We start from the raw sequence: 14,709 nt of genomic DNA on the forward strand, positions 1-14,709 counted from the left end.
TCTCTTGTTGTTTTTTTCGCGGTCCATGGCGCACAGCCATACGAATCGCGCCGACTCTGCTGCTCCCTTGACGGTAGAGCCATCAAAGCGCTGCAGATAGGTGCGATTACGCAGAGGTGTGTAGGAGGTGTCCGATAGAGCGTGCGACGGTTCCGTGTCGATGCGCTAGCGGCTGACCTGCCAGGCCATCAGGCTGCGGCCCCGGGTGCCGTGTGGCGCTGCGGGGCCGAGCCGGTTGGCTGCTATTTGGTCACGCTGACCCCATAGAAGGAGTTCAAGCCAAACGGGCTGATCTTGAAGTCCTGTACGGTTGAACGCATAGGTTGATACACCGTCGAGTGAGCGATGGGTGTCATCGGAACCTGTTCTTTGAGGATGTGTTGCGCTTGCTTGTACAGCTCGGTGCGCTTGGCCTGGTCGGAGGTGGCCTTGGCTTGCTTGACCAGATCGTCGTACGGCTTGTAGCACCATTTGGAGAAGTTGTTGCCTTCCAGGGCGTCGCAGCCGAACAGGGTGCCCAGCCAGTTGTCCGGGTCACCGTTGTCGCCGCTCCAGCCAATCAGCATGGCGCCGTTTTCGCCGCCCTTGGAACGCTTGATGTACTCGCCCCACTCGTAGCTGACGATCTTGGCCTTGATGCCGACCTTGGCCCAGTCCGATTGCAGCATCTCGGCCATCAGCTTGGCGTTGGGGTTGTACGGACGCTGCACCGGCATGGCCCACAGATTGATCTCGGTGCCTTCCTTGATGCCGGCTTCCTTGAGCAGTTGCTTGGCCTTCTCGGGATCGTACTTGGCGTCCTTGATGGTGGTGTCGTAGGACCACTGGGTCGGCGGCATGGCGTTGACGGCCAGTTGGCCGGCGCCCTGGTACACCGAGTCGATGATCTGTTGCTTGTTCACCGCCATGTCCAGCGCTTCACGAACCTTGAGCTGGGCCATCGGGTTGGGTTCGTTGCTGCCCTTGATCTTGTCCATCACGTTGTAGGCGATGTAGCCGAGGTTGAAACCGGCCTGGTCAGGCATCTTCAGGTTCGGGTCTTTCTTCAGCGGCTCGATGTCGGCCGGGCGCGGGAACAGGGTGACCTGGCACTCGTTCTTTTTCAGCTTCTGCATGCGTACCGAGGCATCGGTGGTGATGGCGAAGATCAGGTTGTCGATCTTCACATCCTCGGGTTTCCAGTAGTCCTTGTTGCCCTTGAAGCGGATCTGCGCGTCTTTCTGGTATTTGCTGAACACGAACGGGCCGGTGCCGATCGGCTTCTGGTTGATGTCGGCAGGCTTGCCCTGTTTGAGCAACTGGTCGGCGTATTCGGCGGACTGGATCGAGGCGAAACTCATCGCCAGGTTCTGGATGAATGCGGCATCGACGCCATTGAGGGTGAACTTGACCGTGTGCTCGTCGATTTTTTCGACCTTGGCGATGTTCTTGTCCATGCCCATGTCGGTGAAGTACGGGAACTCGGTCGGGTACGCCTTGCGAAACGGCATGTCCTTGTCGAGCATCCGATTGAAGGTGAACAGCACGTCGTCGGCGTTGAATGGGCGAGTCGGCTTGAAGAAGTCGGTGGTATGGAACTTGACCCCTTCGCGCAGGTGGAAAGTATAGGTCAGGCCATCGTCGGAAATGTCCCAGCTGGTCGCCAGGCCCGGGATGACGGCGGTGCCGCCACGCTCGAACTGGCTCAGGCGGTTGAAGACGGTCTCGGCTGAGGCATCGAAGTCGGTTCCGGTGGTGTACTGGCCCGGGTCGAAGCCCGCGGGGCTGCCTTCGGAGCAAAACACCAGGTTAGTCGCCGCAAGGGCAGAAGGTGCGCTGGCTAGCAAGCCTGCGCCGACCAGAAACGGAATGACCGCGTGTTTGAGCATGGTGGCCTCATTGTTGTCATTTTTGATTTGAGGGGGCCTTGTGAGCCGACCTGCGGATACTTATGCAGGCCCCATACCCAATGCAACACTCAAAGGGATGGGTGACGGAAAACAGTGGGACGAACGTACAGGAATGTCGCATCCGTATAATTTTTTACGGAGTTGATCGTTTGCGAGGGGGTGTTTCAGGGTGTTTCGAAGACGTTGTCTAACGATCGAGTCAGTCTTTGCACTAATCTGGGGCGCGAGGTGCTACAAGTAACAGGGTTCGCGACAGCCGAAGCTGCCGCGAAACAGCAGAAAAGTAACGTTGCTTACGGCATCTGGACTTCGATGATGCCGTCTGCGCTCATGGTCACATCGCTGGTACCGGCTTCGATTTCCGGAGCGGGGGCAGCGTCGGCCATACCGGCAGCTTTCATCATCATCGGCGCGCTACGGGCATAAGGATGCGGGTAGCCGCTGCTGTTGAGGTTGAGGTTGACCACCTTGTAACCTTTGCCGCCGAGGGCCTCGGTGGCCAGTTGCGCGCGGGCCTTGAAGGCGTTGACGGCGTCCTTGAGCAGGGCGTCTTCGCTGGTCTTGCGCGTGGCCGGGGCGATGGAGAAGTCCATGCCGCCCATCTTCAGGTCCTGCAGCAGGTTCGCGGTGAGTTGCGACAGGGCCGGGAAGTTGGCGCTTTCCAGGCGCAGTTCGGCGCGTTCACGCCAGCCGGTGATCTTCTGGCCCTTGTTGTCGTAGATCGGGTAGCTGTTGCGGCTGCCCTGGCTGATCTTCACATCCTTGACTTCGCGCGCCTGTTTCACCGCCTTGTTCATGGTTTCGGTGATTTCAGTGGCCAGCTTGCCCGGGTCGGTATTCTGCGCTTCGCTGTACAGGGTCACGACCATCAGGTCGCGGGCCACTTCCTTGCTGACTTCGGCACGCAGCGAAATCTGGTTGTAGCGCGGGGCGTCTTCGGCCAGGGCCGGAAGGCTGGCAAGCAAACTGGTGGCCATGACCAGGGCGGCGCTGCTGCGGGTGATAGACATGTATGACTCCTTGAAAGTGAGGCGCGGGCACTGGACACAAGCAGTGCACGCTGGCCCATAGGACTGGCAACAGTGTAGTGAGGTTCAAAATGGCCATCATTGTTATGTAAAAAAGTGTGGCGCTTTGCCGCATCACTGCAGACCAGGCCACAGCTTCGGTATACTCGCGACGATTCGCCTGGAGCACTCATCAGGAGAGCTCATGCTCGCCCCCGTACAAATGCTGTCTGCAACCCGTCAGAACCTCTGGCGCCTGACCTTCATCCGCATCCTGGTGCTTGCCGCCCAGGCCGGCTCGGTCGGTGTCGCCTACTGGACCGAACTGCTACCTCTGCCGTGGCTGTCGCTGGTCATTACCCTCGGCCTGTCGATGCTGCTGTGCGCGTTCACGGCCCTGCGCCTGCGCCTGACCCTGCCGGTCACCGAACTGGAATATGCCTTCCAGCTGGCCTGTGACCTGCTGATCCACAGTGCCTTGCTGTATTACTCGGGCGGTTCGACCAACCCCTTCGTGTCCTATTACCTGGTGCCGCTGGCCATCGCCGCGGTGACCTTGCCCTGGGTTTATTCGCTGATCCTTTCCGGCATTGCCCTGGCTGCCTACAGCTTGCTGCTGGTGCAGTTCTATCCGCTCGAGACTTTCCCCATGGCCCGGGAGAAGATGCAGGTCTATGGCATGTGGCTGAGTATCGCCCTGGCCGCTGCGGTAATTACCTTCTTCGCCGCGAAGATGGCCGAAGAGCTGCGCCGCCAGGAGCAACTGCGCGCCGAACGTCGTGAGGAGGGCCTGCGCGACCAGCAACTGCTGGCCGTGGCCACCCAGGCCGCCGGCGCAGCCCACGAGCTTGGCACGCCGCTGGCGACCATGAGTGTCTTGATCAAGGAAATGCGCCAGGACCACAGCGACCCGCTGCTGCAGGAAGACCTGGCGGTGCTGCAGGACCAGGTCAAGCTGTGCAAGGAGACCCTGCAGAACCTGGTGCGTGCTGCCGAAGCCAACCGGCGCCTGGCGGTCGAGAACCAGGAAGTGACCTTCTGGCTCGACGAAGCGCTCAACCGCTGGCACCTGATGCGCCCCGAGGCCAGCTACCGCTTCCAGCGCCTGGGCCAGGGCGCCGTGCCGCGCCTGGCACCACCGCCGGACCTGACCCAGGCCCTGCTGAACCTGTTGAACAATGCCGCCGATGCCTGCCCGGATGATCTGGAAGTACGCCTGGACTGGGACGCCCAGGACATGGTGATCAGCATCCGTGACCACGGCCCGGGCGTGCCGGCAGCGATTGCCGAATCGATCGGCAAACCCTTCTTTACCACCAAGGGCAAAGGCTTTGGCCTTGGCCTGTTCTTGAGCAAGGCCAGCGTGACCCGTGCTGGCGGCTCGGTAAAACTCTATAGTCATGAAGAAGGCGGTACGCTCACCGAGCTGCGCCTGCCGCGTGACGCGCGAGGAGATGTGTGATGAGTGATGAAATCCAGGTTGAAGGCGAAGAGCTGCCGCACCTGCTGCTGGTTGACGACGACGCTACCTTTACCCGGGTGATGGCCCGGGCCATGAGTCGCCGCGGCTTTCGCGTGAGCACCGCAGGTTCTGCCGAAGAGGGCCTGAAAATCGCCCAGGACGACGTGCCGGACTACGCCACGCTGGACCTTAAGATGGATGGCGATTCGGGCCTGGTACTGCTGCCCAAGCTGCTGGAGTTGGACCCGGAAATGCGCGTAGTGATCCTCACCGGTTACTCGAGCATCGCCACCGCGGTCGAGGCGATCAAGCGCGGTGCCTGCAACTACCTGTGCAAGCCGGCCGACGCCGACGATGTGCTGGCCGCGCTGCTTTCCGAGCACGCCGACCTCGACAGCCTGGTGCCGGAAAACCCGATGTCGGTGGACCGCCTGCAGTGGGAGCACATCCAGCGTGTGCTGACCGAGCATGAAGGCAATATTTCCGCCACCGCCCGCGCCCTGGGCATGCACCGGCGGACCTTGCAGCGCAAACTGCAAAAGCGCCCGGTTCGGCGCTGACTGACTATCGCGGGGCAAGCCCGCTCCTACAGTAGGAGCGGGCTTGCCCCGCGATCAATTTATTGGCCGCCGAGGATCGTTCGATCCACCCGCACTGCCAGTTGCCCGGCCCCGGGCGCGGCATCGAATACCACTTTACCGGTTTCAGCCAGCTTGGCCCGGCCCACCACCACGCCATCGCGCAGCAGCTCCAGGGGTACATCCTTGAGGGACTGGCCCGACGCCAGCTCAATGTTCAGGGTAATGCTCATGAGTGATTTCCTTATCACGGCTGTTGATCGATATAGGTTGTGGTGCCCGCATCCAGCGAGGCGATCAGTTCCGGTGAGCCACCGCGGAACTGGCGGAACAGGTTGCGCGAAACCGATTTGCCGGAGGTGTCCACCGGCACTGTCAGGGTCGGCTGGAAACGCTCGGTCAGTTCGGCGTAGTCGCTCCACGGGCCGATGTAGGACTCGTTGAATCCGTTGACCACACTCACTGCATACCGCACGGCATGGCCGGGCAGCCAGTTAGGCTGGCTCGGTACCTGGGTCTGCCAGCCGTCGGCGCGAATGCTCGGGGCGCCGGCAGGGGCTTCGAGGTAGCCGCTGGGTTTGTTCGGGGTGTAGTCCTTGAGCAGCAGGTAGGTACTCCAGCCCCACCAGTTGTCGATCTGCGCCGGGTCATTGAGATTGTTGACGTCGGCGCGGCGCATCAGCTTGCCGTTGCGCATGGCAAACAACGGCGCGAAGTTGCCGGGGACCTGGCCTTCTACCGCAGCTTGCAGGTCGGCAGCGATGCGCAGGGCGCCGTAGGCTGTCGGCGCCGGCAGATTGCCGGTGTCGAATGCCTGGAAGATCTCATCGGCAGACGCTTGCACCGCCAGGCCCACCTGCTTGCGGTTGGCCACGTCGATGCTGTCGAAGTAGCGCTTGTCGCCATAGCCCCGCCAGGTATCGCCCCGGGCGTTGCGCAGCACCAGCCCGTACTTGCTGTCTTCATCGTGCATGAAGCGCGAAATCAGCGAGCCGAGGTCGGCGGGGGTGACGTTGTCCTTGATCGCCTTGCGCGGTACCCGCACGTGTCCAGCCGAGAACAGGTCGGTGAGGAAGTGGTCGGCGAAGGCGTTCATCGCGTAGGCCAGTTCCAATTGCCCGTCATCGCCACTGGCGCGGGCTTTCACGGCCTGGCGCAGGGCTGCGGTGTGGCCGGCGACATACGCCAGCAGCGCCCATTCACCGAAATGGTCCCAGTTGCTGGCGGCCAGCTTGAGATAACGGCCCAGGGGGAACATCGGCGAAACGAAGCTGCCGCCGCCGGTGATCTTGTTCCATTCTTCCGAGAGGGTGTCGCCCAGCTGGTCGTAGGCTTCATGAGGCTGGCGACCGTCTTTGATTGCCTGATTGGCGGCGGCGATTTCTCGCTGCATCACCGCGAGGATCTTGCCGGCTTCTTCCCGGGAGGCGGGGAGCACGGCCAGCGAATCAAAGGCGGCGGCAAAGCGCTCTACGCGGTCTTCAGCCGTGGCGCCATCGGCAATCGGCCGCTCGGGGATACCGTAGAAGTCGCCGCCCAGGGCGACGATCTGGCCGTAGCTGAGGGTCAGGCCATTGGCCAGGTGCAGGGCGACTTTCCACGCCGGGATCGGCGCGCTGTCATGGCTGAAGCGCAGCAGGGTGTTGTCGCCGATGGCGGTGTGTTCACCGCCTTCGAAGCGCAGTACCGGCTTGCCACTGGCTGGCGGTTTGGTTGCCAGGCCGAGGCGGTGGTACTTGATCGTGTGATGGCCGTCGAGCACCAGCACCAGGCGGGTGTCGGGGCCGGGAATATTGATACCGTTGACGCTGAACAGGGCGTCGAGGTCGGCGACCACAGTGGTGGTGAGCGCCTTCTGGGGGGGCAGTCCAATTTGCAAATCTGACATATTCAACTCCTTTGAGATGTCATGGATTTCGATAAATAACTGTATGTATGTACAGTTGTTTTGATCATATCCAAACCATTTCCTACGTCAACAATTCTTTTTTCTTACGCCGGAATACGATTCATCAACCGGTGGCTGACGTATCATTAGCCCCCTAACGACAGCCATCGGGACCACCCTGCATGCTCGCCCTCTTTATCCAGACGCTGAACATCACGGCGCCGGTGTTCGCCATGCTGTTCATGGGCGTGCTGCTCAAGCGCATCAAGGCCATCAACGACGGCTTCATCCACACCGCGTCGTCGCTGGTGTTCAACGTGTGCATGCCGGCGCTGCTGTTTCTGGGGATCTATCACGCCGACCTGACGGCGGCGGTCAAACCCGGGCTGCTGGTGTTTTTTGTGGTTGCGACACTGGGCAGCTTTGCCCTGGCCTGGGGCCTCGCCTTGTGGCGCTGCCCGCGTGAGGATCGCGGCATCTACACCCAGGGCGGCTTTCGCGGCAACAACGGGGTCATCGGCCTGGCGCTGGCGGCGAGCATGTATGGCGATTACGGCATCTCGCTGGGGGCGATCCTCGCCGGCCTGGTGATCCTGCTGTACAACTCGCTGTCGTCGGTAGTGCTGGCGGTGTACAGCCCGAGCATGAAGTCCGACCCCTGGAGCATCTTCAAGAGTATCCTGCGCAACCCGCTGATCATCAGCGTGCTGCTGGCTACGCCCATGGCCTACGGGCAGGTGCCGCTGCCGAACTGGTTACTGACCAGCGGTGACTACCTGGCGCAGATGACCCTGCCGCTGGCGTTGATCTGTATCGGCGGTACCCTGTCGCTGGCGTCACTGCGCGAAAGCGGTGGCCTGGCGGTCAGCGCCAGCCTGGTGAAGATGATCTGGTTGCCGGTGATCGGCACCCTGGCGGCCTGGCTTTGCGGCTTTCGCGGCGCGGAGCTGGGTATCCTGTTCCTGTACATCGGCAGCCCGACCGCCGCGGCCAGTTATGTGATGGCCCGCGCGGCCAACGGTAACCATGAACTGGCCGCCTCGATCATCGTAATTACTACGCTGATGGCCGCCATAACCACGAATATCGGCATTTTCCTCTTGCAGTGGGGCGGCTGGATCTAGATTCTGTGCCGACAATAAAGCCAACACTGCCTTCCACCTTCAAGGACACTTCATGCAAGAACAGAACCCCCCAGAGCGATTACAGCGCGGGTTGAAAAATCGCCATATCCAGTTGATTGCCCTGGGTGGCGCCATCGGTACCGGCCTGTTTCTCGGCATTGCCCAGACCATCCAGATGGCCGGTCCGGCCGTGCTGCTGGGGTATGCGATTGCCGGCCTGATGGCGTTCTTTATCATGCGCCAGCTGGGCGAGATGGTGGTCGACGAGCCGGTAGCCGGCAGCTTCAGCCACTTTGCCCACCGCTACTGGAACGAGTTCGCCGGTTTTGTTTCCGGCTGGAACTACTGGGTGGTCTATGTGCTGGTCGGCATGGCCGAGCTGACGGCCGTGGGTATCTACGTGCAGTACTGGTGGCCGGACTTTCCGACCTGGGCGACGGCGGCGATCTTCTTCGTGGTGATCAACCTGATCAACCTCACCCAGGTGAAGGTCTACGGTGAGATGGAGTTCTGGTTCGCCCTGGTCAAAGTCATCGCCATCGTCAGCATGATCGGCTTTGGCGCCTGGCTGCTGGCCAGCGGTAATGGCGGGCCGGACGCCAGCGTCGCCAACCTCTGGCAGTACGGCGGCTTCTTCCCCAATGGCTTCAGCGGCTTGCTGATGGCCATGGCGGTGATCATGTTCTCCTTCGGCGGCCTGGAACTGGTCGGTATCACCGCCGCCGAAGCCGACAACCCGCGCCACAGCATTCCGCGCGCCACCAACCAGGTGGTCTATCGCATCCTGATCTTCTACATCGGCGCCCTGGCGGTGCTGCTGTCGCTGTACCCGTGGCAGAAGGTGGTGCAGGGCGGCAGCCCGTTCGTGATGATCTTCCACAACCTGGACAGCAACCTGGTGGCGACCATCCTCAACGTGGTGGTACTGACCGCCGCGCTGTCGGTGTACAACAGTTGCGTGTACTGCAACAGCCGCATGCTGTTCGGTCTGGCCAGCCAGGGTGACGCGCCGCGTGCGCTGCTCAAGGTCAACCGCCGTGGCGTGCCGCTGACGGCCCTCGGTGTTTCCGCCCTGGCCACCGGCTTGTGCGTGCTGATCAACTACCTGATGCCGGGCGAGGCCTTTGGCCTGCTGATGGCCCTGGCGGTTTCGGCGCTGGTGATCAACTGGGCCAGCATCAGCATCACCCACCTCAAATTCCGCCGCGCCAAGCAGGCGTCGGGCGAATCGACCTTCTACAAGAGCTGGGGCCACCCGGTAACCAACTACCTGTGCCTGGCGTTCATCGGTCTGATTCTGGTGGTGATGTACCTGACCCCGCCGATCCGCATTTCGGTCATGCTGATCCCGGCCTGGATCGCCACCCTGGGTGTAGCGTTCTGGTTGAAAAAGAAAGGTCAGAAGGCCGTCGTCGTCAGCAACTGACGGCCTTGCCCGAAGTGATCGATCAGCCCTGCTGGTAGCTGTCGATCACTTCCTGGGCGGCGCGGAAGGCATCGACCGCTGCCGGCACGCCGGCGTACACCGCGCAGTGCAGCAGCGCCTCGCGAATCTCCTCGACCGTACAACCGTTGTTCAGCGCGCCACGCACGTGGCCCTTGAGCTCCTGCGGGCACTTGAGTGCGGTAAGGGCGGCGAGGGTGATCAGGCTGCGGGTTTTCAGCGGCAGGCCTTCACGGCTCCAGACGCTGCCCCAGGCATGTTCATTGACGAAATCCTGCAGCGGCTGGCTGAAGTCGGTGGCATTGCTCAAAGCGCGATCGACGAAGGCATCGCCCATGACCTGGCGGCGAACCTGTTCGCCGGATTTGTTGTTGTCGCCCATGTTGTTTTCCTTAGTGTTGGCGGCGCCAGGCACGCAGGGTGGTGTACAGCAGCAACGCCCCCAGTGCTGGCAATGCGTAGAACAGCATCAATTTTTCAAGTCGGCTGGCCAGCGGCATGCCGGTGGTGAAGGCCACCACATGCAGACCATAAGCCAGGTACAGACAAAGGAACACCAGCCCTTCGGCGCGTGTTACCCGGTAGCCGGAATAGAACACCGGCATTGCCAGCACCGCGACCCCGAGCATTACCGGCAGGTCGAAGGCCAGGGCATTGGGCGAGATCGACAGCGGCTCGGGGGCGACCAGTGCGGTCAGGCCGAGCACCGCCAGCAGGTTGAACAAGTTGCTGCCGATCACGTTGCCCACGGCGATTTCCCGCTCGCCACGCAGGGCGGCGATCAACGAGGTGGCCAACTCCGGCAGCGAGGTGCAGACCGCGACCACAGTCAGGCCGATGACCCGTTCCGACAGGCCCAGGTCCTGCGCCACCTCTACCGCTGCCTCCAGCAGCAGATGGCCGGCGAGGCTGAGCAGGCCAAGCCCGGCCAGCATCAACAGCACACTAGCGAGCCAGAAGCGGCCGCCGCGCTGTGGCCGCGGACCGGGCGCAGGGTAGGTGCGGGCATGGTGGCGGGACTGGTGCCAGAGAATCGCCAGGTAGCCGAACAGGCCGCACAACAGCAGGGCGCCCTCCAGGCGGCCCAGCAGTTCATTGAAGGCAAGGAGGTACACCGCCAGGCTCGCGGCGATCATCAACGGGATGTCCAGGCGCACCAACTGGCGCGAGACCCGCAGCGGAATAATCAGCGCGGCCAGGCCCAGGGTCACGAGGATGTTGAAGATGTTGCTGCCGATCACGCTGCCGACGGCGACATCCGGCGCGCCGGTGTAGGCCGCCTGCAGGCTGACCGTCAGTTGCGGTGCGCTGCTGCCGAATGCCACCAGGCTCAGGCCGATGATCAGTGGCCGTACTTGCAGGCTGGCAGCCAGGCGCAGGGCGGCGCGCACCAGCAGTTCGGCGCCGGCGATCAGCAACAGCAGGCCGATGCTCAGTTGCAGCAGGCTGAAAGTAGGTAATGCGGCCAGGTCGAAAATGGTCGTGCTCCGGGGTCAGGTCAGTCGCTGAGACTTTGTACCCGTACGCGCGCGGTTCCGCTACGGATCATCCCGAGTTTTTCCGCGGCGGCGCGCGACAGGTCGATCAGTCGGCCACGGCTATGCGGCCCGCGGTCGTTGATACGGACCACGACGCTGCGTTCGTTGTTGAGGTTGGTGACCTTCACCCGTGTGCCGAAGGGCAGGCTGCGGTGGGCGGCGGTCATACCGTGCTGGTTGAAGGGCTCGCCACTGGCGGTGCGTTTGCCGTGGTGACGGGAGCCGTAATAGGAGGCGGTGCCGGTCTTGTCGTAACCGCGGGGGTCGATATCGTGGCTGGCGCAACCGGCCAGCAGGCTGAAGAGCGCGAGTGCGCTGAGGGGACGCCACATCAAATCAGTTGCTCCGAGGTGAAGTGATCACCTGTGGGAGCCGGCGTTGCCGGCGATGGGCTGCTCGGCAGCCCCAGAAACTGGCAAGGCTTCGCCTTGCATCGCCGGCAACGCCGGCTCCCACAGGGTAATGCGAACTACCCTTCGAGCTTGCTCTTGAGCAATTGGTTCACTTGCTGCGGGTTGGCCTTGCCCTTGGAGGCTTTCATGGCCTGGCCGACGAAGAAGCCGAACATCTTGCCGCGCTTGGCTTCATCCGCGGCGCGGTACTGCTCGACCTGCTCGGCGTTGGCGGCCAGCACTTCGTCCAGGACCTTCTCGATCGCACCGCTGTCGGTGACCTGTTTCAGGCCCTCGGCTTCGATGATCTGGTCGGCATCGCCGTCGCCGGCGGCCATCTTCTCGAACACCACCTTGGCAATCTTGCCGCTGATGGTGTTGTCGAGGATGCGCTTGAGCATGCCGCCCAGGTGCTCGGCAGTGACCGGCGACTGGTCGATTTCCAGGCCCAGCTTGTTCAGCAGGCTGCCCAGCTCGACCATGACCCAGTTGGCGGCAAGCTTGGCGTCGCCGCACACACCGACCACCTGTTCGAAGTAGTCGGCCTGTTCGCGGCTGGTCGCCAGCACGTTGGCGTCATAGGCCGAGAGGCCGAACTGGCTCTGGAAGCGCTCGCGCTTTTGCGGCGGCAGTTCCGGCAAGGTAGCGCGCACCTCTTCAAGGAAGGCGCTTTCGATGACCACCGGCAGCAGGTCCGGGTCGGGGAAGTAACGGTAGTCGTTGGCTTCCTCCTTGCTGCGCATGGAGCGGGTCTCGTCCTTGTTCGGGTCGTACAGGCGGGTTTCCTGGATGACCCGTCCGCCGTCTTCGATCAGCTCGATCTGGCGCTGCACTTCGGTGTTGATTGCGCGCTCGATGAAGCGGAACGAGTTGACGTTCTTGATCTCGCAGCGGGTACCGAACTCGGCCTGGCCTTTAGGGCGTACCGAGACGTTGCAGTCGCAACGCAGCGAGCCTTCGGCCATGTTGCCGTCGCAGATGCCCAGGTAGCGCACCAGGGCGTGGATGGCCTTGACGTAGGCTACGGCCTCCTTGGCATTGCGCATGTCCGGCTCGGAGACGATCTCCAGCAGCGGGGTGCCGGCGCGGTTCAGGTCGATGCCGGTGGAGCCGCTGAAGTCTTCGTGCAGGCTCTTGCCGGCGTCTTCTTCAAGGTGCGCACGGGTAATGCCGACGCGCTTGACCGTGCCGTCTTCGAGGGCGATGTCCAGGTGGCCCTTGCCGACGATCGGCAGCTCCATCTGGCTGATCTGGTAGCCCTTGGGCAGGTCGGGGTAGAAGTAGTTCTTGCGCGCAAACACGTTGTGCTGGCCGATCTCGGCATCGATGGCCAGGCCGAACATGCAGGCCATGCGCACCGCTTCCTGGTTGAGCACCGGCAGTACGCCGGGCATGCCCAGATCGATCAGGCTGGCCTGGGTGTTCGGCTCGGAACCGAACGTGGTGGCGCTGCCGGAGAAAATCTTCGACTGGGTGGCGAGCTGGGTGTGAATCTCCAGCCCGATGACAACTTCCCATTGCATGTGGTGATCCCTCAGAAGCCGTTAGGTGCGCGAGTGTGCCAGTCAGTCACTTGCTGATAGCGGTGCGCGACGTTGAGCAGGCGGCCTTCGTGGAAATACGGTGCCAGCAGCTGCACGCCAACCGGCAGACCATCGACGAAACCGGCCGGCATCGATAGGCCTGGCAGGCCGGCGAGGTTGGCGGTGATGGTGTAGACGTCTTCCAGGTACTCAGCGACCGGGTCGTTGTTCTTGGCGCCGATCTTCCAGGCCAGGTTTGGCGTGGTCGGGCCGAGGATCACGTCGACATCGTTGAAGGCCGCCATGAAGTCGTTCTTGATCAGGCGGCGGATTTTCTGCGCCTGCAGGTAGTAGGCATCGTAGTAACCGGCCGACAGGGCGTAGGCCCCGACCATGATCCGGCGCTGTACTTCAGGGCCGAAGCCTTCGCCGCGGGAGCGCTTGTACAGGTCGGTGAGGTCGACCGGGCTCTCGCAGCGGTAGCCGAAACGCACGCCGTCGAAACGCGACAGGTTGGACGAGGCTTCCGCCGGGGCGATCACGTAGTAGGCCGGAATGGCGTGCTGCATGTTCGGCAGGCTGATTTCCTTGATCACCGCGCCGAGCTTTTCCAGCTCCTTGACGCTGGCCTGGACCAGGTCGGCGATGCGCGGGTCGAGGCCGGCACCGAAGTATTCCTTCGGCAGGCCGATGCGCAGGCCCTGAAGCGAGGCGTTGAGGCTGGCGCTGTAGTCCGGCACCGGTTCATCGATGCTGGTGGAGTCCTTGGCATCGAAACCGGCCATGCCTTGCAGCAGCAGGGCGCAGTCTTCAGCGGTGCGCGCCAGCGGGCCGGCCTGGTCGAGGCTCGAGGCGTAGGCGATCATGCCCCAGCGCGAAACTCGACCGTAGGTCGGTTTCAGCCCGGTCAGGCTGGTCAGCGCTGCCGGCTGTCGGATCGAGCCGCCGGTGTCGGTGGCGGTGGCGGCAGGCAGCAGGCGCGCGGCAACCGCGGCCGCCGAACCACCGGACGAACCGCCCGGCACGTGCTCGAGGTTCCACGGGTTTTTCACCGCGCCGTAGTAGCTGCTCTCGTTGGCCGAACCCATGGCGAATTCGTCCATGTTGGTCTTGCCCAGGGTCACGGCGCCAGCGTCGGCCAGCTTGCTGACCACGGTGGCGTCATACGGCGCCTTGAAGTTGTCGAGCATCTTCGAGCCGCAGCTGGTACGGATGTCCTGGGTGCAGAACAGGTCCTTGTGGCCGATCGGCGCGCCGAGCAGGGCGCCGCTCTCGCCGGCGGCGCGGCGGGCGTCGGCGGCCCGGGCCTGGCTGATGGCCAGGTCTTCGGTGACGCTGATGAAACTGTTGATTTGCGGATCGAGCTGGTTGATCCGCGCCAGCAGGGCGCGGGTCAGCTCTTCGGAAGAAAACTTCTTGTCGGCGAGTCCGCGGGCGATCTCGGCCAGGGTCAGTTGATGCATGGCAGGCTCTATTCCCTTACTCGATGACTTTCGGAACCAGGTACAGGCCGTTTTCCGTCGCCGGGGCGATGGCCTGGTAGCTGTCGCGATGGTTACTTTCTGTTACCACGTCGGCGCGCAGGCGCTGGGTGGCTTCCAGAGGGTGGGCCAGTGGCTCGATGCCAGTGGTGTCGACCGCTTGCATCTGGTCGACCAGTCCCAGAATACTGTTCAGGGCATCGGTAGTGCGTGGCAGATCGGCTTCATTCAGGCCCAGTCGGGCCAGATGAGCGATCTTTTCCACGTCGCAGCGTTCAAGCGCCATGGGGATCTCCTGGGAAAACAGAAACGGATTTGCTCCGCGATGAGGAACATGCTGGCAGTATTACGGTCATAAGGCCGCGATCATGTGCAGGCTTGCT

General features: G+C 62.6%; 14 protein-coding genes. 4 read left to right on the plus strand and 10 right to left on the minus strand.

What is annotated here, in order from left to right; genetic code table 11:
• Positions 1 to 242 precede the first annotated feature (242 nt).
• Together ABIE20_RS03520 and ABIE20_RS03525 are read right to left on the minus strand one after the other, a co-directional pair.
• A complete protein-coding gene (locus ABIE20_RS03520; RefSeq protein WP_429502825.1) occupies positions 243 to 1,868 on the minus strand; it encodes an ABC transporter substrate-binding protein in 1,626 nt (541 codons plus the stop codon).
• A 314-nt stretch (positions 1,869 to 2,182) separates the two neighbouring features.
• Complete coding sequence (locus ABIE20_RS03525) at positions 2,183 to 2,899, minus strand: SIMPL domain-containing protein (protein ID WP_429502827.1); 717 nt, start codon at positions 2,897 to 2,899, stop codon at positions 2,183 to 2,185.
• Between the two features lie 202 nt (positions 2,900 to 3,101).
• Between ABIE20_RS03525 and ABIE20_RS03530 the strand changes: the two genes are divergently transcribed.
• Positions 3,102 to 4,358 (plus strand): ATP-binding protein, encoded by a 1,257-nt coding sequence (locus ABIE20_RS03530; protein WP_429502829.1) that lies wholly within the window; start codon positions 3,102 to 3,104, stop codon positions 4,356 to 4,358.
• Positions 4,358 to 4,918, plus strand: coding sequence for a response regulator transcription factor (locus ABIE20_RS03535; RefSeq protein WP_010223415.1), 561 nt, complete (start codon positions 4,358 to 4,360; stop codon positions 4,916 to 4,918). The genes ABIE20_RS03530 and ABIE20_RS03535 overlap by 1 nt, the downstream gene beginning before the upstream one ends.
• A gap of 59 nt (positions 4,919 to 4,977) precedes the next feature.
• Here the strand turns inward: ABIE20_RS03535 and ABIE20_RS03540 are convergent, their stop codons facing one another.
• Both ABIE20_RS03540 and ABIE20_RS03545 read right to left on the minus strand, forming a co-directional pair.
• Complete coding sequence (locus ABIE20_RS03540; protein WP_429502832.1) at positions 4,978 to 5,169, minus strand: hypothetical protein; 192 nt, start codon at positions 5,167 to 5,169, stop codon at positions 4,978 to 4,980.
• 14 nt (positions 5,170 to 5,183) lie between these two features.
• On the minus strand, positions 5,184 to 6,824 hold the full coding sequence (locus tag ABIE20_RS03545) for a phospholipase (protein ID WP_429502834.1): 1,641 nt from the start codon (positions 6,822 to 6,824) through the stop codon (positions 5,184 to 5,186).
• A gap of 182 nt (positions 6,825 to 7,006) precedes the next feature.
• On the opposite strand from ABIE20_RS03545, the gene ABIE20_RS03550 reads away from it, so the two are divergent.
• Positions 7,007 to 7,948, plus strand: a complete 942-nt coding sequence (locus ABIE20_RS03550; protein ID WP_429502836.1) for an AEC family transporter — start codon at positions 7,007 to 7,009, stop codon at positions 7,946 to 7,948.
• A gap of 52 nt (positions 7,949 to 8,000) precedes the next feature.
• Positions 8,001 to 9,374 (plus strand): amino acid permease, encoded by a 1,374-nt coding sequence (locus ABIE20_RS03555; RefSeq protein WP_429502838.1) that lies wholly within the window; start codon positions 8,001 to 8,003, stop codon positions 9,372 to 9,374.
• Positions 9,375 to 9,396: 22 nt separating this feature from the next.
• Here the strand turns inward: ABIE20_RS03555 and ABIE20_RS03560 are convergent, their stop codons facing one another.
• From ABIE20_RS03560 to gatC, 6 genes are all read right to left on the minus strand, one after another.
• A complete protein-coding gene (locus ABIE20_RS03560; RefSeq protein ID WP_429502840.1) occupies positions 9,397 to 9,774 on the minus strand; it encodes a carboxymuconolactone decarboxylase family protein in 378 nt (125 codons plus the stop codon).
• A 10-nt stretch (positions 9,775 to 9,784) separates the two neighbouring features.
• A complete protein-coding gene (locus ABIE20_RS03565; RefSeq protein WP_429503016.1) occupies positions 9,785 to 10,828 on the minus strand; it encodes a calcium/sodium antiporter in 1,044 nt (347 codons plus the stop codon).
• Between the two features lie 62 nt (positions 10,829 to 10,890).
• Positions 10,891 to 11,262, minus strand: a complete 372-nt coding sequence (locus ABIE20_RS03570) for a septal ring lytic transglycosylase RlpA family protein (RefSeq protein WP_429502842.1) — start codon at positions 11,260 to 11,262, stop codon at positions 10,891 to 10,893.
• 137 nt (positions 11,263 to 11,399) lie between these two features.
• Positions 11,400 to 12,845 carry an Asp-tRNA(Asn)/Glu-tRNA(Gln) amidotransferase subunit GatB gene (gene gatB, locus ABIE20_RS03575; protein ID WP_045196301.1) on the minus strand — a complete coding sequence of 482 codons (1,446 nt, stop codon included), beginning with the start codon at positions 12,843 to 12,845 and terminating at the stop codon, positions 11,400 to 11,402.
• A gap of 11 nt (positions 12,846 to 12,856) precedes the next feature.
• Positions 12,857 to 14,308, minus strand: a complete 1,452-nt coding sequence (gatA, locus tag ABIE20_RS03580; RefSeq protein WP_429502844.1) for an Asp-tRNA(Asn)/Glu-tRNA(Gln) amidotransferase subunit GatA — start codon at positions 14,306 to 14,308, stop codon at positions 12,857 to 12,859.
• A gap of 16 nt (positions 14,309 to 14,324) precedes the next feature.
• Positions 14,325 to 14,612, minus strand: coding sequence for an Asp-tRNA(Asn)/Glu-tRNA(Gln) amidotransferase subunit GatC (gatC, locus tag ABIE20_RS03585; RefSeq protein WP_045196305.1), 288 nt, complete (start codon positions 14,610 to 14,612; stop codon positions 14,325 to 14,327).
• Positions 14,613 to 14,709: the final 97 nt, after the last annotated feature.

The organism is Pseudomonas sp. 2835, assembly GCF_050435905.1.
In the GTDB taxonomy this organism is placed as follows: domain Bacteria; phylum Pseudomonadota; class Gammaproteobacteria; order Pseudomonadales; family Pseudomonadaceae; genus Aquipseudomonas.